General features: G+C 69.7%; 16 protein-coding genes. 15 read left to right on the top strand and 1 reads right to left on the bottom strand.

The features are described 5' to 3' along the window. Positions 1-103 precede the first annotated feature (103 nt). The 4 genes from tig (at position 104) to clpX (ending at position 4,691) form a co-directional block, all read left to right on the top strand. Positions 104-1,501: a trigger factor gene (gene tig, locus ACGFZQ_RS02685; RefSeq protein WP_351735331.1), complete on the top strand. Its 1,398-nt coding sequence runs from the start codon at positions 104-106 to the stop codon at positions 1,499-1,501. A gap of 372 nt (positions 1,502-1,873) precedes the next feature. Beyond that, positions 1,874-2,482 carry an ATP-dependent Clp protease proteolytic subunit gene (locus tag ACGFZQ_RS02690; protein WP_351735432.1) on the top strand — a complete coding sequence of 203 codons (609 nt, stop codon included), beginning with the start codon at positions 1,874-1,876 and terminating at the stop codon, positions 2,480-2,482. A 67-nt stretch (positions 2,483-2,549) separates the two neighbouring features. Beyond that, positions 2,550-3,215, top strand: coding sequence for an ATP-dependent Clp protease proteolytic subunit (locus tag ACGFZQ_RS02695; protein WP_217549465.1), 666 nt, complete (start codon positions 2,550-2,552; stop codon positions 3,213-3,215). Positions 3,216-3,404: 189 nt separating this feature from the next. Further along, entirely contained in the window at positions 3,405-4,691 is a 1,287-nt protein-coding gene (gene clpX, locus ACGFZQ_RS02700) for an ATP-dependent Clp protease ATP-binding subunit ClpX (RefSeq protein WP_351691081.1), read from the top strand. Positions 4,692-4,761: 70 nt separating this feature from the next. Here clpX and ACGFZQ_RS02705 read toward each other — a convergent pair whose 3' ends face one another. Next, positions 4,762-5,730 (bottom strand): hypothetical protein, encoded by a 969-nt coding sequence (locus ACGFZQ_RS02705; RefSeq protein WP_393838843.1) that lies wholly within the window; start codon positions 5,728-5,730, stop codon positions 4,762-4,764. Positions 5,731-5,867: 137 nt separating this feature from the next. Here ACGFZQ_RS02705 and ACGFZQ_RS02710 point away from each other — a divergent pair, with 137 nt between their 5' ends. From ACGFZQ_RS02710 to ACGFZQ_RS02760, 11 genes are all read left to right on the top strand, one after another. Further along, on the top strand, positions 5,868-8,492 hold the full coding sequence (locus tag ACGFZQ_RS02710) for a valine--tRNA ligase (protein ID WP_393838844.1): 2,625 nt from the start codon (positions 5,868-5,870) through the stop codon (positions 8,490-8,492). 175 nt (positions 8,493-8,667) lie between these two features. Next, a complete protein-coding gene (locus ACGFZQ_RS02715; protein ID WP_393838845.1) occupies positions 8,668-11,112 on the top strand; it encodes a SpoIIE family protein phosphatase in 2,445 nt (814 codons plus the stop codon). A 265-nt stretch (positions 11,113-11,377) separates the two neighbouring features. After that, positions 11,378-12,904 carry a bifunctional folylpolyglutamate synthase/dihydrofolate synthase gene (locus ACGFZQ_RS02720; protein ID WP_393838846.1) on the top strand — a complete coding sequence of 509 codons (1,527 nt, stop codon included), beginning with the start codon at positions 11,378-11,380 and terminating at the stop codon, positions 12,902-12,904. Positions 12,905-12,906: 2 nt separating this feature from the next. Further along, entirely contained in the window at positions 12,907-13,281 is a 375-nt protein-coding gene (locus ACGFZQ_RS02725; RefSeq protein ID WP_351735340.1) for a DUF4233 domain-containing protein, read from the top strand. 67 nt (positions 13,282-13,348) lie between these two features. Continuing rightward, entirely contained in the window at positions 13,349-13,762 is a 414-nt protein-coding gene (gene ndk / locus ACGFZQ_RS02730) for a nucleoside-diphosphate kinase (RefSeq protein ID WP_382543651.1), read from the top strand. Between the two features lie 320 nt (positions 13,763-14,082). Next, the gene (locus ACGFZQ_RS02735) at positions 14,083-15,102 is read left to right on the top strand and encodes a rod shape-determining protein (protein ID WP_099928866.1); all 1,020 of its coding nucleotides are present in this window, start codon (positions 14,083-14,085) and stop codon (positions 15,100-15,102) included. A gap of 163 nt (positions 15,103-15,265) precedes the next feature. Further along, positions 15,266-16,264, top strand: coding sequence for a rod shape-determining protein MreC (gene mreC, locus ACGFZQ_RS02740; protein ID WP_393838847.1), 999 nt, complete (start codon positions 15,266-15,268; stop codon positions 16,262-16,264). A 15-nt stretch (positions 16,265-16,279) separates the two neighbouring features. Then, positions 16,280-16,957 carry a rod shape-determining protein MreD gene (mreD, locus tag ACGFZQ_RS02745; RefSeq protein WP_393838848.1) on the top strand — a complete coding sequence of 226 codons (678 nt, stop codon included), beginning with the start codon at positions 16,280-16,282 and terminating at the stop codon, positions 16,955-16,957. A 94-nt stretch (positions 16,958-17,051) separates the two neighbouring features. Further along, positions 17,052-19,301, top strand: coding sequence for a penicillin-binding protein 2 (mrdA, locus tag ACGFZQ_RS02750; RefSeq protein WP_382543661.1), 2,250 nt, complete (start codon positions 17,052-17,054; stop codon positions 19,299-19,301). 28 nt (positions 19,302-19,329) lie between these two features. Next, a complete protein-coding gene (gene rodA, locus ACGFZQ_RS02755) occupies positions 19,330-20,529 on the top strand; it encodes a rod shape-determining protein RodA (protein ID WP_393838849.1) in 1,200 nt (399 codons plus the stop codon). A gap of 148 nt (positions 20,530-20,677) precedes the next feature. After that, positions 20,678-22,180 carry a CHAD domain-containing protein gene (locus ACGFZQ_RS02760; RefSeq protein WP_393838850.1) on the top strand — a complete coding sequence of 501 codons (1,503 nt, stop codon included), beginning with the start codon at positions 20,678-20,680 and terminating at the stop codon, positions 22,178-22,180. The last annotated feature ends 134 nt before the right edge of the window (positions 22,181-22,314 follow it).

The raw sequence follows: 22,314 nt of genomic DNA on the forward strand, positions 1-22,314 counted from the left end.
GGCCCCCACTCGGCGGCCTACGAACTCCTCCGGGCGGCGAAACTCCGCCGGGCCTCTCTGGTCCCGGCAGAACCCAAGCAGTCAGCCACAAGGAGACCGAACCGTGAAGAGCGCCGTGGAGACCCTGAACCCGACTCGGGTTCGGCTCACTGTCGAGGTGCCCTTCGAGGAGCTCAAGGACAGCCTCGACGCGGCGTACAAGAAGATCAACCAGCAGGTCACGGTGAAGGGCTTCCGCAAGGGCAAGATCCCGGCCCGCGTCATCGACCAGCGGTTCGGCCGCGGTGCGGTGCTGGAGGAGGCCGTCAACGACGCGCTTCCGAAGTTCTACACCGAGGCGGTCAACGAGGCCGAGCTCAACCCGCTGGGCCAGCCCGAGGTCGACATCACCGAGCTGAAGGACGGCGAGACGCTGAACTTCACCGCCGAGGTCGACATCCGCCCCGCCCTGGAGATCCCGGACTACTCCGGTATCGAGGTCGAGGTCGACGCCGTCGAGGTGACCGACGAGGACATCGAGAAGTCCGTGGAGCAGCTCCGCGAGCGCTTCGCGTCCACCTCTCCGGTCGAGCGGGCCGCCGAGGAGGGTGACGTCGTCACCATCGACCTGGAGGCCAAGGTCGACGGCGAGGTGCTGGAGGACGGCATCGCCAGCGGTGTGTCCTACACCATCGGCTCCGGCGAGCTGCTCGACGGCATCGACGACGCCGTGAAGGGCCTGGAGGCCGGTGGCGAGGCCACCTTCACCTCCGAGCTCAAGGGCGGCTCCGCGGCCGGCCGGGAGGCCGAGGTCACCGTCAAGGTCACCCAGGTCGCCGCGCGTGAACTCCCCGAGCTGGACGACGAGTTCGCGCAGCTCGCCTCCGAGTTCGACACCCTGGACGAGCTGAAGGCCGACAGCCGCAAGCGGCTGGCCGACATGAAGACGTACGACCAGGCCACGCAGGCCCAGGAGCGCGTCCTGGAGAAGCTCCTGGAGCTCGTCGAGGTGCCCGTCCCCGAGAAGCTGCTCGAGGACGAGATCAACACCCGCAAGCACAACCTGGAGCACCACCAGCTCGGCCAGATGGGCCTCGACCTCGAGAAATACCTCGAGATCCAGGGCAAGACCGCCGAGGAGTTCGAGGCCGAGACCAAGGAAGCCGCGGTCAAGGGCATCAAGACCCAGTTCGTTCTCGACGAGCTGGTCAAGGTCGAGAAGCTGAACGTCAACCAGGAGGAGCTCACCGAGCACCTCATGCGGCGCGCGGCCTCCTCCGGCATGTCCCCGGACCAGTTCGCCCAGGCCGTCGTCGAGGGCGGTCAGGTCCCGCTCCTGGTCGGCGAGGTGGCCCGTGGCAAGGCCCTGGCCGTCGTGGTCGAGGCCGCCACGGTCAAGGACACCAACGGCGAGCTCGTCGACCTGGACGACGAGGACGAGACCGAGGCGGAGACCACCGAGGCCGCCGCCGAGGCCACGGACGCCACGGACACCCCCGCCGAGGAGAAGACCGAGGGCTGAGCCCTACGGCGCCCGTAACGGCGTACAGGGGGCTCCTGGGGCACTGTCCCGGGGGCCCCTTTGCCATCCCCTGGGCTGCGGCGCGCCCCAAAGGGGCGCGGGGCTGCATTCGCCAGGCGGCTACCGCCGCGTGGGCGCGACAATCCACGGTGCTCCCGCACGCGCCCACGCACCCGCACAACCACGCCGAGTAGCCGTCGGCGCACCGGCGTAGCCGCTACGCCCCCGGCGAACAGCGCTGTTACCGGGATTCCCGGAAGGGACCATCGCGTTAGGGTCCATGAGTACGAGGGCAGCCAAGCCCCCGGCTACGGAAACGTGAGACGGCCCGGCGCCGTCGTAAGACGAGCAGGTGGATACGTGACGAATCTGATGCCCTCCGCCGCCGGCGAGCCTTCCTTCGGTGGTGGCCTCGGCGACCAGGTCTACAACCGGCTGCTCGGCGAGCGGATCATCTTCCTGGGCCAGCAGGTGGACGACGACATCGCCAACAAGATCACCGCGCAGCTGCTGCTGCTCGCGGCCGAGCCCAACAAGGACGTCTTCCTCTACATCAACAGCCCCGGCGGCTCGGTGACGGCCGGTATGGCGATCTACGACACCATGCAGTTCATCCCGAACGACGTGGTCACCATCGCGATGGGCATGGCGGCCTCGATGGGTCAGTTCCTGCTCACCGGCGGCACCGCCGGCAAGCGCTTCGCCCTGCCGCACACCGACATCATGATGCACCAGGGCTCCGCGGGCCTGGGCGGTACGGTCTCGGACATCAAGATCCAGGCCCAGTACCTGCTGCGCACCAAGAAGACCATGTCCGAGTTGACCGCCCTGCACTCCGGCCAGACCGTCGAGACGATCGTCCGCGACGGCGACCGCGACCGCTGGTTCACCCCGGAAGAGGCCAAGGAGTACGGTCTCATTGACGGGATCATCACGCATGCCTCCGGTGTTCCGGGAGGCGGCGGTACCGGCGCCTCCTGAGCCCGGCCACGCCACGCTCCGCCGAGACTCCAGCCCCCCGAACGCCACCAGGACGGTGAACACCCTCATGAGCAACATCCCCGGCGCTGCTGACGCCCGCTACGACGGGCCCCGGCCCGACGCCCGCTACGTCATCCCGCGCTTCGTCGAGCGCACCTCCCAGGGCATCCGCGAGTACGACCCGTACGCGAAGCTCTTCGAGGAGCGCGTGATCTTCCTCGGCGTCCAGATCGACGACGCCTCCGCCAACGACGTCATGGCGCAGCTGCTGTGCCTGGAGTCGATGGACCCCGACCGGGACATCTCGATCTACATCAACAGCCCGGGCGGCGACATGACCGCCCTCACGGCGATCTACGACACGATGCAGTTCGTGAAGCCCGACATCCAGACGGTCTGCATGGGCCAGGCGGCCTCCGCCGCCGCGATCCTGCTGGCCGCCGGCACGCCCGGCAAGCGCATGGCGCTGCCGAACTCCCGTGTGCTGATCCACCAGCCGGCCGGTTCCACCGGCCGCGGCCAGCTCTCCGACCTGGAGATCATCGCCAACGAGTTCACCCGGATGCGCGAGCAGCTGGAGGACATGCTGGCCAAGCACACCAAGCGGCCGATCGAGAAGATCCGCGAGGACATCGAGCGCGACAAGATCCTCACGGCCGAGGAAGCGCTGGAGTACGGCATCGTGGACCAGATCATCTCCACCCGGAAGATGAACAACGCTGACGTCCGCTGACAGAGGATGTAGTCTCTGCCGCCCTTGGCCCGGTTTGACCGCGGGCTCGGCAAGGTGCACGTCAAAGTGAACCGTGCCAAGGGGGGCCCGTACGGGGGGCCCGGCAAGGTACCGTCGACATAAGGCAGCACCAGGAGCCGCTGGATTCGAAAGAGTCCAGGCGTCTCCCAGGCGAAGGGGAAGCACACCGTGGCACGCATCGGTGACGGCGGCGATCTGCTCAAGTGCTCGTTCTGCGGCAAGAGCCAGAAGCAGGTCAAGAAGCTCATCGCAGGGCCCGGTGTGTACATCTGCGACGAGTGCATCGACCTCTGCAACGAGATCATCGAGGAGGAACTCGCCGAGACGAGCGAGGTGCGCTGGGAGGAACTCCCCAAGCCCCGCGAGATCTACGAGTTCCTGGAGGGCTACGTGGTCGGCCAGGAGCCGGCCAAGAAGGCTCTCTCGGTCGCGGTGTACAACCACTACAAGCGGGTTCAGGCCGGTGAGAACGGCGGCGGCCAAAGCCGCGAGGACGCCATCGAGTTGGCGAAGTCCAACATCCTGCTGCTGGGCCCCACGGGCTCCGGCAAGACGCTCCTGGCGCAGACCCTGGCCCGCATGCTGAACGTCCCGTTCGCGATCGCCGACGCGACCGCGCTGACGGAGGCGGGCTATGTGGGCGAGGACGTCGAGAACATCCTCCTCAAGCTGATCCAGGCGGCCGACTACGACGTCAAGAAGGCCGAGACCGGGATCATCTACATCGACGAGATCGACAAGGTCGCGCGGAAGAGTGAAAATCCGTCGATCACCCGGGACGTCAGCGGCGAGGGCGTGCAGCAGGCCCTGCTGAAGATCCTGGAGGGCACCACCGCGTCGGTCCCGCCGCAGGGCGGCCGCAAACACCCGCACCAGGAGTTCATCCAGATCGACACGACGAACGTGCTGTTCATCGTGGGCGGTGCGTTCGCCGGCCTGGAGAAGATCATCGAGTCCCGGGCGGGTGCCAAGGGCATCGGCTTCGGCGCGACGATCCGCTCCAAGCGGGAGCTGCAGTCCAAGGACCAGTTCGAGGACGTCATGCCCGAGGACCTGGTGAAGTTCGGCATGATCCCCGAGTTCATCGGCCGGCTGCCCGTCATCACCTCGGTGCACAACCTGGACCGCGAGGCCCTGCTCCAGATCCTGATCGAGCCGCGCAACGCGCTGGTGAAGCAGTACCAGCGCCTCTTCGAACTCGACGGCGTGGAGCTGGACTTCGAGCGCGAGGCCCTGGAGGCCATCGCCGACCAGGCCATCCTCCGCCAGACCGGCGCGCGCGGCCTGCGCGCCATCATGGAGGAAGTCCTCATGTCCGTGATGTACGAGGTGCCGTCCCGCAAGGACGTGGCCCGCGTGGTCATCACGGCCGACGTCGTCCACTCCAACGTCAACCCGACCCTGATCCCGCGCGACGCGCGCGGCCGGGGCGCGGGGGAGCAGAAGTCGGCGTAACCACGTCAGCACCGAAGCGCCGGGCCCTCCTCGGAGGAGGGCCCGGCGCTTTCGTGTGGGTCGGCGGTGGCTACTTGGCGACGCGCACTTCACCGCGTACATCGGCCGCGATCTTCGCCGACTCGTCGATGCTGTACGACTTCACCGCCGCCGTCGGCTCCACCATGCCGATGGTGCTGTAGTCCGCCCAGATGCACAGGTAGGCCGTCTGGGCCTTGCCGGTGAGCTGGTTCTTGCCCTTCGCCTGCTGGCACTTCATCACCGCGCCGTCCAGCCCGTCGGGCGAGACGGACCGGGCGTCGCCGACGAACTGCACGTCGTCGTCCGAGCTGCTGTCCTTCTTCATGTTGGCGAAGGTGGCGTCCAGCGCCGCCTGCGGGTCCTTCACCGACCCGTACACGCCGAAGAGGGTGACGTTCTCGGCGGTCTGCGCCTTCGCCACGTCCGCCGGGTTGCTGGTGTCCAGGGACTCCAGGTCGACGGTCGAGTAGATCGCGGTGACCGAAGTGGCGTCGGTGACACCGGACTTGGCGAGGTCCTCGGCGTCGCTCGAGCTCGTCTTCTGCTCGCTGGAGTCACCCACCCGCTTGTACTTGGCGGACAGGACCGAGGCCGGCGCGCTCAGCTTGTGCGGCCCGTCGTCCTTGAGCCCGCCGCTCCCGCCCCCGGCGAGCACGAAGTACGCGCCGACCGCCACGGCGGCCACCACCGCCACCGCGCCGATGACCAGGCCCGTCTTCTTCTTCCCGCCGCCCGGAGCCGGCGGCTGCGGAACGCCGTAGGGAGGCTGACCGTACGGCGGCTGCTGGCCGTACGGGTTCTGCTGCGGGGGAACACCCTGGGGCGGGTAGCCGTAACCGGGCTGCTGGCCGTAGGGCCCCGGCTGCGGCGGGGCCTGCTGGGGGTAGCCGTAGCCGGGCTGGGGCGCCTGCGGCGGCTGGCCGTACGGACCCGGCTGCTGCTGCGGCGGCGGCCCTCCGTACGGTCCAGGCTGCTGCTGCGGCGGCCCTCCGTACGGACCCGGCTGGTGGTAGCTCATCTCTGGGTTCCCCTCCAGATACTTATGTGTTCCCGACATCCTGGCTCAGTCACAGGGGGCTCATGGCACGGGGGTGCTCACCGTTACAGAACAAACGCGTTTCGGGACTGCCCCGTGACACCTCTAAACTGAGCCCCGTGACCGAGAATGCTCAGCAGCAGCCCACAGCGCCCAGCACCGAACTGCCGACCCAGTACGCGCCGGCCGACGTAGAGGGGACGCTGTACGAGCGCTGGGTAGAGCGCGGTTACTTCGAGGCGGACGCGAAGAGCGACAAGCCGCCCTACACCGTCGTCATCCCGCCGCCGAACGTCACGGGCAGCCTGCACCTCGGGCACGCCTTCGAGCACACCCTCATCGACGCCCTCACCCGCCGCAAGCGCATGCAGGGCTACGAGACGCTGTGGCAGCCCGGCATGGACCACGCCGGCATCGCCACGCAGAACGTCGTCGAGCGGGAGCTGGGCAAGGAGGGCAAGTCCCGCCACGACCTGGGCCGGGAGGCCTTCGTCGAGCGCGTCTGGCAGTGGAAGGCCGAGTCCGGCGGACAGATCTCCGGCCAGATGCGCCGCCTCGGTGACGGCGTCGCCTGGTCCCGTGAGCGTTTCACCATGGACGAGGGGCTGTCCCAGGCCGTCCAGACCATCTTCAAGAAGCTCTACGACGACGAGCTGATCTACCGCGCCGAGCGCATCATCAACTGGTGTCCGCGCTGCCTCACGGCCATCTCGGACATCGAGGTCGAGTACCAGGACGACGACGGCGAGCTGGTCTCCATGAAGTACGGGGAGGGCGACGACACGATCGTCGTCGCCACCACCCGTGCCGAGACGATGCTCGGTGACACCGCCGTCGCCGTCCACCCCGACGACGAGCGCTACAGGCACCTCGTCGGCAAGAACATCCGCCTCCCGCTCACCGAGCGTTTCATCCCGGTCGTCGCGGACACCCACGTCGATCCGGAGTTCGGCACGGGCGCGGTCAAGGTCACCCCGGCCCACGACCCGAACGACTTCGAGATCGGCCAGCGCCACAACCTGCCGAACATCGCCGTGATGGACGAGCACGCGGTCATCACGGTCCCGGGTCCGTTCCAGGGCCTGGACCGGCTGGAGGCCCGCTCCGCCATCGTCGCCGCGCTGCGCGCCGAGGGCCGGATCGTCGCCGAGAAGCGGCCGTACGTCCACTCGGTCGGCCACTGCTCGCGTTGCAAGACCACCATCGAGCCGCGGCTGTCCATGCAGTGGTGGGTCAAGGTCGGCCCGCTCGCCCAGGCCGCCGGTGACGCGGTCCGCGACGGCCGGGTCAAGATCCACCCGCAGGAGATGGAGAAGCGGTACTTCGACTGGGTCGACAACCTCCACGACTGGTGCATCTCGCGGCAGTTGTGGTGGGGCCACCGCATTCCGGTCTGGTACGGCCCGAACGGCGAGGTCGTCTGCGTCGGCCCCGACGACGAGGCCCCGGCCGGCGAGGGCTGGCACCAGGACACCGACGTCCTCGACACCTGGTTCTCCTCCGGCCTCTGGCCCTTCTCGACCCTCGGCTGGCCCGAACAGACCGAGTCGCTCGCGAAGTTCTACCCGAACTCCGTGCTGGTCACCGGCTACGACATCCTCTTCTTCTGGGTCGCCCGGATGATGATGTTCGGCCTGTACGCGATGGACGGCACCCCGCCGTTCCACACCATCGCCCTGCACGGCATGGTCCGCGACCAGTTCGGCAAGAAGATGTCGAAGTCCTTCGGCAACGCGGTCAACCCGCTGGACTGGATGGACAAGTACGGCTCGGACGCGCTCCGGTTCACGCTCGCGCGCGGCGCCAACCCCGGCGTCGACGTCCCGATCGGCGAGGACTGGGTCCAGGGTTCGCGCAACTTCGCCAACAAGATCTGGAACGCCACCCGCTTCGCGCTGATGAACGGCGCGACGGTGCGGGGCCCGCTGCCGGACGCCTCGGAGATGTCGGCGACCGACCGCTGGATCCTCTCCCGTCTCAACGCGACGGTCGCCGAGGTCGACGCGCTCTACGACGACTTCCAGTTCGCCAAGCTCTCGGATGTCCTGTTCCACTTCGCGTGGGACGAGGTCTTCGACTGGTACGTCGAACTGTCCAAGACGACGTTCATGGCGGGCGGCGAGCCGGCGAAGGTCTCCGGGCGGGTCCTGGGCGAGGTCCTCGACGTCACCCTGCGCCTCCTGCACCCGATCGTCCCCTTCGTCACCGAGACGCTGTGGACGACGCTGACCGGCGGCGAGTCGGTCGTCATCGCCGAATGGCCGACCGACTCCGGTTTCCGTGACGCGGGCGCCGAGCGTGAGATCGAGGCGCTTCAGCAGGTCATCACCGAGGTCCGCCGCTTCCGTGCCGACCAGGGCCTCCAGCCCGGCCAGCGGGTCCCCGCCCGGCTGACGCTGGACGGCACGGCCCTGGCGCCCCACGAGGCGGCCATCCGTCAGCTGCTGCGCCTCCAGCCCGAGGGCGACGCCTTCGCGGCCACGGCCACCCTCCCGGTCGCCGGCGCCACGGTCGCCCTCGACCTCTCCGGCACGATCGACGTGGCGGCGGAGCGCAAGCGTCTCGCCAAGGACCTCGCGACCGCCGAGAAGGAGAAGGCCCAGGCGACGGCCAAGCTGGGCAACGAGGCGTTCCTGGCGAAGGCCCCGGACAACGTGGTGGACAAGATCCGCGGCCGGCTGGCCAAGGCGGACGAGGACATCGCCCGCATCCAGGCCCAGCTGGACCGCCTTCCGCAGGCCTGACCCGCACGCCCCCGTACGTCCCCGCAGGCGTCCGGCAGCCCGTTCCCCGGGCCGCCGGGCGCCTGCGCGTATTTCTCCGTCACCAAGCGCGGACCGGCCACCGCCCTACAATCCAAAAGTAGGAACATGACCTTAATGTTCCGTTTTGATGCTTCGTGGCGGAGGGAACGCCCGCATGCAGCGCAGGGGCCGAACGAAGACACCTCCGCAAGGGGGACTGGTCCCCCTGACGGCCGTCACGGGCGCCCTGCTCGCCGTGCTCATCGGCCTCGTCTTCCTGATGCTGCTGTGGGCGATCCAGGACGCGCGCGGCTCCCTGGTGACCGCTCGGGGCGGCCGGCCGGCCCTCACCCAGGCCCTGGCCGTCGAGAAGGCCGTGGTCGACATGGAGGGCGGTCAGCTGAGCTACGTCATCACCCAGCAGGACGAGTTCCTCAAGCCGTGGCGGGCGGGACGGGCCGCGTTCCCCGTCGAGGCACAGCGGCTCGTGGACATGAGCCCCTCCCCCTCCCAGCGGCGGCTGGCCCGGCAGATCCAGGAGTCCGGGCAGTCCTTCATCGACGACTACTCGGTCCCGCTCGTCGACGCGACCCGGCGCGGCGATCCCGATGCAACCAGCAGTGCACGCACGCGGGAGGGCAGACAGCTCGTCGAGGCGCTCCGCGGCCAGCTCAGCGACTACCTCGCCGACGAGCGGGTCGTCATCGACAAGCAGGAGCACGCCCTCGAGCACCGGATGGACCGGCTGACCTTCGCGGCATCCATCGGTGTCGCCGGGGCGGTCCTGCTGATCGTCGGCTTCGGGGCCTACGTGACCCGGGTGATCGTCTGGCCGGTGCGCAGGATGGCCGTCACCGCCACCCGGCTCGCCGCCGGTGACCTCGGCGCACGGGTGCCGCCCTCCGGCAGACGGGAGATCGGGCAGCTGGAGACGGCGTTCAACAGCATGGCCGCCTCCCAGGAGAAGAGCCACCGCCGGCTCCGACTGCTCTACGACGCCGGTACGGCCGTGGGCACCACCCTCGACGTGCGGCGGACCGCCGACGAACTCGTCCGGGTCGCCGTGCCCCGCTTCGCCGACCACGTCACCGTCGACCTGGTGGCAGCCGTCCTGACCGGCGGGGAGCCGGCGGACGACGACGGCGCGGGCCTGCGCCGGGTCGCCCGGGGCGGCATCCGCGACGGGTCGCCGCTGGACCCGGTCGGCGCACCGGCCGCCCCCAGCCGGGCCGCCCCCGGCGCCGGCGCCGCCCTCCACTCCGACCTGCGCACCGCCCCGGCGGGCTGGGCCACCGACAGCCGGTGCGCGGACCGGCTCCTCGCCTACGGCATGGGCTCGCTGATCACCGCGCCGCTGTCGGCACAGGGCGTCCCGATGGGGGTGATCGCCTTCTGGCGGACCCGGGACTCCCCGCCGTTCGAGAAGGACGACCTGTCCGACGCCGAGGAACTGGCCGCGAGGACCGCGGCCGCCATCGACAACGCGCGGCGCTACACCCGGGAGCGCGAGACCGCGCTGGCCCTCCAGCACAGCCTGCTGCCGCACAGCCTGCCCGCCCGCCCGGCCGTCGACATCGCCTACCGCTACCTCCCGACCGGCACCCGGGCCGGAGTCGGCGGCGACTGGCTCGACGTGATCCCGCTGTCGGGCACCCGGGTGGCCCTGGTCGTCGGAGACGTCGTCGGCCACGGCATCCAGGCCTCGGCCACCATGGGCCGGCTGCGCACGGCGGTCCGCACCCTCGCCGACGTCGACCTGCCGCCCGAGGAACTCCTCACCCACCTCGACGACCTCGTCCTGCACCTCGACGACGGCGCCCTGGAACCGGCCGGAGAGATGGGCTCGACCTGCCTGTACGCCGTCTACGACCCGGTCTCGCGGCGCTGCTCGCTCGCCAGCGCGGGTCATCCGCTGCCCTTCGTGATCACCCCGCAGGGTGTGGTGGAGAAGGCCCCCGGCCAGGCCGGACCGCCGCTCGGGCTCGGCGGGCTGCCGTTCGAGACGACCGAGCTGGACCTCGCCGGAGGCACCACCCTCGCGCTGTTCAGCAACGGGCTGGTGCACTCCCGGAACCTCGACCTGAGCCAGGGCCTCGACCGGCTCCGCCGTGCGCTGGCGACGCCCGGTGAGTCGCTGGAGGCCACCTGCGACCAGGTGGTGGCCGCGCTGCGCAACGGCGAACCCGCCGACGACGTCGCGCTGCTGCTGGCCCGCACCCACGTCCTGCCCTGCGACCAGGTGGCCACCTGGGAGGTCCCCGCGGATCCCGAGCACGTCGCCCGGGCCCGGACCCTGACCTCCGGCCAGCTCGGCGCCTGGCAGCTGGACGACCTGTCGTACACCACCGAACTGGTGGTCAGCGAGCTGGTCACCAACGCCATCCGCTACGGCGGCTCCCCGATCCAGCTACGGCTCATCCGAGACACCACGATGCTGATCTGCGAGGTCTCCGACGGCAGCAGCACCGCCCCCCACCTGCGGCGGGCCCGCGTCTTCGACGAGGGCGGCCGCGGCCTGCTGCTGGTCGCCCAGCTCACCCAGCGCTGGGGCACCCGGCAGACCTCCGTCGGCAAGACCATCTGGTGCGAGCAGGCCCTGCCCACCGCCGAGCCCGCCTAGCTAGGGCCTGTCCGGCGGATCATGCCGCAGACGCGGGGCCTGGCACGCCCATCTGCGGCGTTGTCGTCGGTTGCCGACGTCCCCCAGCCTTCGGCCGGGGGTGCCCCCACCGCGTCGACGCCCTCCTCCGCCTTGCAGTTGGACGCACCAGGCCCCGCTCACCTGGGTTGATGAGGCGCCGTTGCCTTCCTGCGACTTGATCCGCCGGACAGGCCCTAGCCCTCCTGGGCCGCCGGGCGGGTGTCGGGCTCCGTAGACTGGTGCCGTGAGTGATCTGCCTCCGCGCGACCCCCATGACAGCTTCGAAGGCGACTTCGAAGGCGACTTCGACGACATCGTCGAGGCCGAGACGGACCGTGACCCCGATCTCGCGGTGATCGAGGCCGGCAGCCGGACCCTGCGTACCCAGGGCGGTCCGGCGCAGGCCGACGTCCCGGGCCGCCCCGAGGACCCCGAGGTCGACCGGGCCCTGCGCGAGGTCGAGGCGGAGCTGGCGACCCGCTGGGGCGAGACCAAGCTGGAGCCGTCGGTCACCCGGATCACCGCCCTCATGGACGTCCTGGGCGAGCCCCAGCGGTCGTACCCCTCGATCCACATCACCGGCACCAACGGCAAGACCTCCACCGCTCGCATGGTCGAGGCCCTGCTCGGCGCCTTCGACCTGCGCACCGGCCGCTACACCAGCCCTCACGTGCAGTCGGTCACCGAGCGCATCAGCCTCGACGGCGCCCCGATCTCCGCCGAGCGGTTCATCGAGACCTACCAGGACATCAAGCCGTACGTCGAGATGGTCGACTCCCGGCAGGAGTACCGGCTCTCCTTCTTCGAGGTGCTCACCGGCATGGCGTACGCGGCCTTCGCGGACGCCCCCGTCGACGTGGCCGTCGTCGAGGTCGGCATGGGCGGCTCCTGGGACGCCACCAACGTCATCGACGGGGACGTCGCCGTCGTGACCCCCATCGACCTCGACCACACCGACCGGCTCGGCGAGACCACCGCCGCGATCGCCGGCGAGAAGGCCGGGATCATCAAGCAGGACGCCACCGTGATCCTGGCCCAGCAGCCGGTGGACGCGGCCCAGGTGCTGCTGAAGAAGGCCGTCGAGGTGGACGCCACGGTGGCCCGGGAGGGCCTGGAGTTCGGCGTGGTCGCCCGCCAGGTCGCCGTCGGCGGCCAACTGCTCACCCTGCGCGGCCTCGGCGGCGAGTACGACCAGGTCTTCCTCCCGCTGCACGGCCCCTACCAGGCCCACAACGCGGCCGTCGCGCTGGCGGCCGTGGAGGCGTTCTTCGGCGTCGGCGCGCAGCGCCCCGAGCCCCTCGCCATCGACACGGTCCGCAAGGCGTTCGCCGCGGTCACCTCGCCGGGCCGCCTCGAAGTCGTACGGCGCTCTCCCACCGTCGTCCTGGACGCCGCGCACAACCCGGCCGGCGCCCGCGCCACCGCCGAGGCGGTCGGCGAGGCCTTCGACTTCAGCCGGCTGATCGGCGTGGTCGGGGCCAGCGCCGACAAGAACGTCCGGGGCCTCCTGGAGGCCTTCGAGCCGATCTTCGCCGAGGTCGTGATCACCCAGAACTCCAGCCATCGCGCGATGGACGCGGACGAACTGGCCGCGGCCGCCGTCGAGGTGTTCGGCGAGGACCGCGTCCAGGTCGAGCCGCAGCTGCCCGACGCCCTGGAGGCCGCGATCACGCTGGCCGAGGAAGAGGGCGAGTTCGCGGGCGCGGGGGTGCTGGTCACCGGCTCGGTCATCACGGTCGGCGAGGCCCGGCTGCTGCTGGGGAGGGCCTGACCATGCGGACGCTCTGCTCCTCCACCCTGATCGGCGAGTTCTTCGTCATCGGCTTCGCCGCGCTGGTCGCCATGAAGGACCCCGACCTGTCCACCGCCACGGTGTGGCTGGTCAGCGGCATCGCGATGGTCCTCTGCGTGGCCCTGTGCGGGGTGATCACCCGTCCCGGCGGCATCGCCCTCGGCTGGGCCCTGCAGATCGTCCTGATCGCCTCCGGCGTCTTCGTGCCGACGATGTACTTCCTGGGCGTGGTCTTCGCGGCCCTGTGGTGGGCGTCGGTGCACTACGGCAGGAAGATCGACGAGGCGAAGGCCCGCTTCGCCGCCCAGGCGGACCGGGCGGACCGGTCTTCGGCCCCGGGAGCTGACACTGCGTGACGGGCGTCCGGACCAGCCCTGTAGCCTCTCCTCACCGCACACGTAAGTACCGCGAAGGAGCCCTCACGTGACTCAGCGCACCCTCGTCCTGCTCAAGCCCGACGCCGTCCGTCGCGGCCTGACCGGCGAGATCATCGGCCGTATCGAGCGCAAGGCCGACTGGCGGATCACCGCGCTGGAGCTGCGCTCCCTGGAGCGGGCGACGCTGGAGCAGCACTACGCCGAGCACGTCGGCAAGCCGTTCTACGAGCCGCTGGTCGAGTTCATGGCCTCCGGCCCGGTCGTCGTCCTGATCGTCGAGGGCGAGCGGGTCATCGAGGGCATCCGCGCGCTGGCCGGTCCCACCGACCCGATCGCCGCCGCGCCGGGCTCCATCCGCGGCGACTTCGGCGTGATCGTCCGCGAGAACCTGATCCACGCGTCCGACTCCGAGGAGTCCGCCGAGCGCGAGATCAAGATCTTCTTCCCGGGCCGCGCCTGACTCCCCGGGGCGGGCCCCGTAGAGTTTCCGTAGATTTTTCTGACTGAACGTCAGTCCACTACTCCGTCTGGCCTGGGACGGTCGAATGATTTCGGCCGTCCCTCGGCATATGCGTGCCGTTCGGGGGAACGAGTGCCCCCGTCGGACCGTCTCCACAAGCGAGACGGCCCTGCACGTGCTGACAATGGCGAAGACCCTCGCGCGGTGTTCGTGCAGGCGCGTCTACGATGGAAGCCTTCACGTCACAGCACCAACTTCGCCGACCTGAAATGCCCTCAAAAGCTCCCGGGAAGGCCAGACGAATCCTGATGGGGAACTCAATGTCGTTCATCGGCCGTGACATGGCTGTCGACCTCGGGACCGCCAACACGCTGGTGTACGTCAGGGGTCGCGGGATCGTACTCAACGAGCCGTCCGTCGTCGCGATCAACACGAACACCGGTGGAATCCTGGCGGTCGGCGCGGAAGCGAAGAAGATGATCGGGCGCACGCCCGGCAACATCGTCGCCGTACGTCCGCTGAAGGACGGTGTGATCGCCGACTTCGAGATCACCGAGCGGATGCTCCGCTACTTCATCCTGAAGATCCACAAGCGGCGCTACCTGGCGCGGCCGCGGGTCGTCGTGTGCGTGCCCTCCGGTATCACCGGTGTCGAGCGCCGCGCGGTGATCGAGGCGTCGTCGCAGGCCGGTGCCCGCCAGGTGCACATCATCGAGGAGCCCATGGCGGCCGCCATCGGTTCCGGCCTGCCGGTCCACGAGGCCACGGGCAACATGGTGGTGGACATCGGCGGCGGCACCACGGAGGTCGCGGTCATCTCGCTGGGCGGCATCGTCACCGCCCAGTCGATCCGTGTCGCGGGCGACGAGTTGGACAACGCGATCATCCAGCACATCAAGAAGGAGTACAGCCTTCTTCTCGGTGAGCGGACGGCCGAGCAGATCAAGATCACGATCGGTTCGGCGTACGACCTCGACGACGACCAGCACACCGAAATCCGCGGCCGGGACCTGGTGTCGGGGCTGCCGAAGACCGTCGTCATCTCGGCCGCCGAGGTCCGCAAGGCGATCGAGGAACCCGTCAACGCGATCGTGGACGCCGTCAAGACCACGCTGGACAAGTGCCCGCCGGAGCTGTCCGGCGACATCATGGACAGGGGAATCGTTCTGACCGGCGGCGGAGCGCTGCTGCGCGGTCTGGACGAGCGGCTGCGCCGGGAGACCGGCATGCCGATCCACATCGCCGAGGACCCGCTGGACAGCGTGGCGCTCGGCTCCGGCAAGTGCGTCGAGGAATTCGAGGCGCTCCAGCAGGTCCTGGACGCCCAGCCGCGCAGATGACGTAACTCTTCGATTCCGCCGTACGAGATGATCCCCTCTCGTGCGGCGGATCGTTGATATGGAGGCATAGGCTCACACGAACGAGCTTCCTCCCCCCTGACTTTCCCCGACTCACCCCACAAGTTCCCGCAAGTTCCTATCGAGGAAGGCACGGCCGCCGCACGTGAGGGACACGAAAGAGAGCCGGCTGCTCCTGGTGCTGCTGATCGCCATCGCGTTCGCGCTGATCACGGTGGACATCCGAGGTGGCAGGAACTCCCCGGTCGACGGCGCCCGGCAGGCCGCGGCCGCGGTCTTCGGCCCGATCGAGAACGGCATGTCGACGGTGGTGGACCCGGTGGGCAACGCCGTCTCCGCCGTCCGTGACTCCGGTGCACGGCACGACCGGCTGGCCCGGCTGGAGAAGCAGAACGCGACCCTCAAGGCGAAGCTCGGCAGCGACGACCGCAACCGCAGCCGCCTCAACCAGCTCGACAAGATGCTGAAGATGGCCGGCGAGGGCCAGTACGGCATCAAGGGCGCCCAGGTCATCGCCATAGGGTCGGCGCAGGGCTTCTCCTGGACCATCACCATCGACGTCGGCGCCAACGACGGCATCAAACGGGACATGACCGTGCTGAACGGCAACGGCCTGGTCGGCCGCGTGACCACCGTCGGCCCGGACGCCTCCACCGTCCTGCTCGCCAACGACCCCGACTTCACCGTCGGCACCCGCATGGAGGGCAGCGACGAACTCGGCTTCGCCTCCGGGCAGGGCGACCGCCCGCTGCGCGTCGAACTCCTCAACGGCAAGGCCGAGGTGAAGAAGGGCGACCGGCTCGTCACCTTCGGCTCCCAGGCCGACCGGCCCTTCGTACCCGGCGTCCCGGTCGGCACGGTCTCCAGCGTCGACCCGTCCAACGGCGGCCTCACCCGCACCCTGTACGTCACGCCGTTCGTGTCCTTCACCAAGCTCGACATCGTCGGCGTGGTCGTCGAGGCGCCGAAGAAGGACCCGCGTGACGAGGTGCTCCCGGCCAAGCCGAAGCCGACGCCGATCCCGACGGTGACCGTCACGGTCACCCCGTCCGCGAGCGCGAACACGGACGCGAACACGGGATCGGACTCGGGCACGAACTCGGGCACGGACGAGACCGACACCAACGACCAGCAGCAGCGGTAGGAGCTGAATCCCTTCATGCGTGTCAACCGGATCCTGCTCTCCTCCGCCCTGGTCGTCGTCGCCCTGGTGATCCAGGTGAGCGTCCTCGCCCGTCTCCACCTCCCCGGTGCCGTCCCCGACCTGATGCTGCTCACCGTCCTCGGCCTCGCCATGGTGTACGGCCATGTCGGCGGCGCCCTCGTCGGCTTCGGCGCCGGACTCCTCGCCGACCTCGCCCCGCCCGCCGACCACGCGGCCGGGCGCTACGCCCTGGTGCTGTGCGTCGTCGGCTACTTCGCGGGCCTGATCAAGCCGGAGAACGGCCGGCTGAAGTCCGCGACCGGGCCGATGCTCGTCGTGGTCGCCGCCGCCATCGGCTCCACCCTGCTGTACGCGGGCGTCGGCGCCCTCGTCGGCGACACCGCCGCCCGCCACGTCGGCATGACCAGCCTGCTGGTCAGCGCCGCCCTCTACGACCTGCTGCTCGCCCCCTTCGTGGTCCCCGGCATCATGTGGCTGGCCCGCCGCGCCGACAGCGACCCGCTGACGGAGGCCAACTCCGGCACCAGAACGGGCGACATCTCCTCCGGCTGGCTCTCCTCCGGCACCGGACTGCGCATCGGCGGCCAGCGCGGCGGCTTCGGCTCCCTGAAGGCCAGGGCGCGCACCCGCAACGTCCGCGTCGGCCGCATCAAGGGGGTCAAGCGCCTGTGAGCGCACCGGAGTTCACCCGGCGACCCGGCGGCGCCGCCCACAGCTTCGTCGTATATGACACATACGTACAGCACTGAGAGGGGGAGGCAACCCAGTGACCAACATTCCCGAGACCGGACGGACCCCACGGGTCCAGATCCGTCTCGTCGTCATCCAGATCCTGGTCCTCTCCCTGCTCGGCACCCTCGGCGGCCGCCTGTGGTACCTGCAGATCCGTGAGGGCGCCGAGTACCAGAAGGAAGCCTCCGGCAACCACGTCCAGCAGGTCGTCGAGCCCGCCGTGCGCGGCTCGATCCTGGACGCGCGCGGAGTCCCCATCGCGGACAACGAGACCCGGCTGGTCGTCTCCGCCTCCCGTACCGACCTGCTCAAGCAGGCGGACGACGGCAAGGCGGTCCTCACCAAGCTCGCCGGCGTCCTGGGGATGAGCCCCACCGAGGTCATGCAGAAGGTCCGCCTCTGCGACGCCAAGACCCCGCAGCCCTGCTGGAACGGCTCCCCCTACCAGCCGATCCCGATCACCGACGAGGCCACCGCCAAGCAGGCCCTGCAGATCCGCGAGCGCGCCGAGGACTTCCCCGGCATCACCGCCGAGCCCGAGGCCGTACGCCGCTACCCGGCCCCCGGCAAGGCCAACACCTCGCAGGTCCTCGGCTACCTCTCCCCGGTCACCGACGACGAGATCCAGCAGGCCCAGAACACCAGCTCGCCCTACCTGCGTTCGGACATGGTCGGCCGCTCCGGCCTGGAGCGCCAGTACGACAAGGAACTGCGCGGCAAGGCCGGCGTCACCCGCTACGAGGTGGACAACCTCGGCCGGGTCATCGGCAAGGCCAAGTCGGATGCCGCCGAGCCCGGTTCCAACCTGGTCACCAGCATCGACTCCCGCGTCCAGCGGGTCGCCGAGTACGAGCTGGACAACGCGATGAAGGTCGCCCGCAAGCAGTACGACAAGATCACCCAGGAGAACTACAAGGCCGACTCCGGCGCCGTCGTCGTGATGGAGGCCAAGACCGGCCGGATCGTCGCCATGGCCTCCGCGCCGACCTACGACCCGAACGTCTGGGTCGGCGGCATCTCCGCCAAGGACTACAAGGCCCTCACCGGCAAGAACTCCGACTACCCGCTGCTCAACAGGGCCATACAGGGTCAGGCGGCGCCCGGTTCGACGTTCAAGGTGGTCTCCACGGCCGCCGCGGTCCAGGCCGGCTACGTGTGGGACGGCGGCTACCCCTGCACGAGTTCGTACTCGGTGGGCGGCCAGGTCTTCAAGAACTTCGAGGGCGAGAACTTCGGCCCGATCTCGCTCGGCCGCGCCCTGGAGGTGTCCTGCGACACCGTCTTCTACGGACTCGCCGACCGCGAGTGGAAGAAGGACGGCGGCATCAACCCGAAGAAGGGCGAGCCCAAGGACTGGTTCTTCAAGACCGCCCACCAGTTCGGCCTCGGCAAGGAGACCGGCGTCGACCTCCCCAACGAGGTCACCGGCCGGGTCCCCGACCGCCAGTGGAAGCTCGACTACTGGAAGGCCAACAAGGACGCCTGGTGCAAGTCCGGCAAGAAGGACGGCACCTACGTCGAGAAGATCGAGTACGAGAACTGCCTCGAAGGCAACAAGATGCGCGAGGGCGACGAGATCAACTACTCGATCGGCCAGGGCGACACCCTCGTCACGCCGATCCAGGAGGCGATGATCTACGGCGCGGTGGCCAACGGCGGCACCGAGTACCAGCCGACCATCGGCAAGGCCATCGTCAGCGCCGACGGCAAGTCCGTCCAGGAGATCAAGCCCAAGGCGCTGCGCAAGCTGCCCGTCAGCCAGGCCGCCCTCAAGGGCATGGACGAGGCCTTCGCGGGCGTCATCACCCGCGGTACGGCCGCCTGGAAGTTCGGCGGCTGGCCGCAGGACAAGATCGCCCTGCACGGCAAGACCGGTACCGCCGAGGTCTACGGCAAGCAGACCACGTCGTGGCTGGCCACCTACAGCAAGGACTACACGGTCATCATGACCATCGCCCAGGCCGGTACCGGTTCCGGTGCCTCCGGCGAGGCGGTCCGCAACATCTACAGCGCGCTGTACGGCGTCGGCGCCGACGGCTCCGTCGACAAGTCGAAGGCGCTGCTCTACACCCCGCAGCAGGGTCTGCCGAAGGTCCGCACGGACGGCACCATCGCCTCCCCGAAGATCTCCAAGGACCCGGTGAAGGACTTCCAGGCGAGCCAGCAGGGCGACAAGGGCGACGACGGCCAGCAGACCCCGGCCACCACGTCCTCGCCGTCGACGGGCAACCGCGACACCCGAAGGCGGGCGCGGAAGAGGGGAAGCCGGAGGATGCCGACGTGAGCAGCGTTTCTGGCGGGAGGTTTTCGGCATGACCGGAGTCAACAGCTTCTCCGTCTCCGGCTACGGTCCCGCGCGGGCCGGCTGGACCCGGATGTTCGCCCGGGACTCGCTGGCCCGCCGCCTGGACTGGCCGATGCTGATGGCGGCCCTGGCGCTGTCCCTGCTGGGCTCGCTCCTGGTGTTCTCGGCGACCCGCAACCGCACCGAGATCAACCAGGGCGACCAGTACTACTTCCTGTTCCGGCACCTGATGAACACCGGCATCGGGCTCGCCCTGATGATCGCCACGGTCTGGATCGGCCACCGCCAGCTGCGCAACGCGGTGCCGATCCTCTACGGCCTGTCGCTGCTCGGCCTCCTCGCGGTGCTGACCCCGCTGGGCTCCACCGTCAACGGCGCGCACTCCTGGATCGTGCTCGGCGGCGGCTTCTCGCTCCAGCCGTCCGAGTTCGTCAAGATCACCATCATCCTGGGGATGGCGATGATACTGGCGGCCCGGGTCGACGCCGGCGACAAGAAGTACCCCGACCACCGCACGGTCCTGCAGGCCCTGGGCCTGGCCTCGGTACCGATCCTGATCGTGCTCCTGATGCCCGACCTCGGCTCGGTCATGGTCATGGTCATCATCATCCTGGCCGTGCTGCTCGCCTCCGGCGCCTCCAACCGCTGGATCTTCGGCCTGCTCGCGACCGGCCTGCTGGGCGCGATCGCGGTGTGGCAGCTGCACATCCTGGACGAGTACCAGATCAACCGCTTCGCGGCCTTCGCCAACCCCGACCTCGACCCCGCGGGCGTCGGCTACAACACCAACCAGGCCCGGATCGCCATCGGCTCCGGCGGCCTGACCGGTGCGGGCCTGTTCCACGGCTCGCAGACCACCGGCCAGTTCGTCCCCGAGCAGCAGACCGACTTCGTCTTCACGGTGGCGGGGGAGGAGCTGGGCTTCGCCGGCGCGGGCCTGATCATCGTGCTCCTCGGCGTCGTCCTGTGGCGGGCCTGCCGGATCGCCCGCGAGACGACCGAGCTGTACGGCACGGTCGTGGCGGCGGGGATCGTGGCCTGGTTCGCGTTCCAGGCGTTCGAGAACATCGGCATGACCCTCGGCATCATGCCGGTCACCGGCCTGCCGCTGCCCTTCGTGTCGTACGGCGGCTCGTCGATGTTCGCCGTGTGGGTGGCGGTGGGGCTGTTGCAGTCGATCAGGGTGCAGCGCCCGATGTCCGCCTGACCGGGACGTCACGAGGGTGAGCTGAACACGCCGTATGCGGCAAAAAAGCCGTTTGCCGCTTGTTCACCTCACCCTCGTTTTTGTGCCACCTCTGATTTACCTACTGCGCCCGCTGTCCTCGCGGCGCCGGGGCCATTAGATTCGGTTCATGGCGGATACGAAGCGTGAGATCGAGCGCAAGTACGCATCCGACGACAGCGGACTCCCCGACCTGACCGGCGTCGCCGGCGTGGCCGACATCGTGGACAAGGGCACCGCCGAACTCGACGCGACCTACCACGACACCTCCGACCTGCGCCTGGCCTCGGCCAGCGTCACCCTCCGCCATCGCACCGGAGGCGCCGACGCAGGCTGGCACCTCAAACTCCCGGTGGCCCCCGGCGTCCGCGACGAGATCCACGCCCCGCTCTCCGACACGATCCCCGACGAACTGGCCGGCCTGACCCGCTCCCGGGTCCGCGAGGGCCAGCTGGTCCCGGTGATCCGGCTGCGCACCACCCGCGACGTCCGCCACCTCGTCGACGCGGACGGCACCCTGCTCGCCGAGGTGAGCGTGGACCGCGTCCGGGCCGAACGGCTCTTCGGCGGCGAGGGCAAGGCCCAGTGGACCGAGATCGAGGTGGAACTCGCCGACGGCGGCGACCCGGCCTTCCTCGACAAGGTGGAGAAACGGTTGCGCAAGGCGGGCGTACGACCGTCGGAGTCCGCCTCCAAACTGGCCCGGGCACTGGCCGAGACCAAGGGCGGCAAACCGCACCCGCCGAAGCCGGACTCCGGCGCACCCGTCACGGCCGGCGACCACGTCCTGGCCTACGTCCGCGCCCAGCGGGACGCGATCGTCGAACTCGACCCCGCCGTACGCCTGGACACCGAGGAAGGCGTCCACGACATGCGGGTGGCCACCCGCCGAATGCGCAGCACCTTCCGCACCTTCGGCAAGGTCCTCGACCGGCAGGTCACCGACCCCGTCGCGGACGAGCTGAAGTGGCTGGCCGGGGAACTCGGCGTGGGCCGCGACCAGGAGGTCCTCGCCGAACGCCTGATGACCGCCCTGGACGAGGTCCCCGGCCCCCTCGTCTCCGGCCCCGTCCACGACCGTCTGCAGGCCTGGGCCGAGGCCGGCGAGCGCGGCTCCCGGGGCCGGCTGCTCGGTGTCCTCGACTCCAAGCGCTACCTCGCCCTGCTGGACACCCTGGACCGCCTGGTCGCCGACCCGCCGCTGCGCAAGGCGGCCGCCGGGAACCCGGAGAAGGTCCTCGCCAAGGCCGTGCACAAGGACCTCGCGAAGGTGACCGACCTGATCGAGACGGCGATGGCACAGCCCGCCGGCCACGACCGCGACCTGGGCCTGCACGAGGCCCGCAAGAAGGCCAAGCGCACCCGCTACGCGGCCGAGGCGGCCCACCCCGCCCTCGGCGGCCCGGCGAAGTCCCTCGTCAAGTCCATGAAGTCGCTCCAGTCCCTGCTCGGCGAGCACCAGGACAGCGTGATGGCCCGCGAGACCCTGCGCGAACTGTCCGCGGTGGCCCACGCGGCCGGCGAGAGCGCGTTCACCTACGGGCTGCTGTACGGCCGCGAGGAGCGGCGGGCGGCGGCGGTGGAGGCGGAGACACCGGCCGCCTGGAAGAAGATCAAGAAGAACGTCGGGTAGGAGACCGGGTAGGAGACCGGGAAGGAGACCGGGAAGGAGACCGGGAAGGATGCGCCCGCCTGAGCGGGCGTACGGGGGACACCGCCGGGCGCGCTACGCTGGATGACCACCCTCCCCCAGCCTCCGGCCGGGGG

It is taken from the genome of Streptomyces sp. NPDC048254, assembly GCF_043201895.1.
GTDB lineage: Bacteria > Actinomycetota > Actinomycetes > Streptomycetales > Streptomycetaceae > Streptomyces.

Coding starts and splice junctions, on each gene's coding strand:
- rodA (WP_393838849.1), top strand. CDS start 19,330: ATGACCGGAGTCAACAGCTTCTCCGTCTCCGGCTACGGTCCCGCGCGG.
- ACGFZQ_RS02695 (WP_217549465.1), top strand. CDS start 2,550: ATGAGCAACATCCCCGGCGCTGCTGACGCCCGCTACGACGGGCCCCGG.
- ACGFZQ_RS02725 (WP_351735340.1), top strand. CDS start 12,907: ATGCGGACGCTCTGCTCCTCCACCCTGATCGGCGAGTTCTTCGTCATC.
- ACGFZQ_RS02705 (WP_393838843.1), bottom strand. CDS start 5,730: ATGAGCTACCACCAGCCGGGTCCGTACGGAGGGCCGCCGCAGCAGCAG.
- ACGFZQ_RS02760 (WP_393838850.1), top strand. CDS start 20,678: ATGGCGGATACGAAGCGTGAGATCGAGCGCAAGTACGCATCCGACGAC.
- ACGFZQ_RS02690 (WP_351735432.1), top strand. CDS start 1,874: ATGCCCTCCGCCGCCGGCGAGCCTTCCTTCGGTGGTGGCCTCGGCGAC.
- ACGFZQ_RS02735 (WP_099928866.1), top strand. CDS start 14,083: ATGTCGTTCATCGGCCGTGACATGGCTGTCGACCTCGGGACCGCCAAC.
- ACGFZQ_RS02715 (WP_393838845.1), top strand. CDS start 8,668: ATGCAGCGCAGGGGCCGAACGAAGACACCTCCGCAAGGGGGACTGGTC.
- mreD (WP_393838848.1), top strand. CDS start 16,280: ATGCGTGTCAACCGGATCCTGCTCTCCTCCGCCCTGGTCGTCGTCGCC.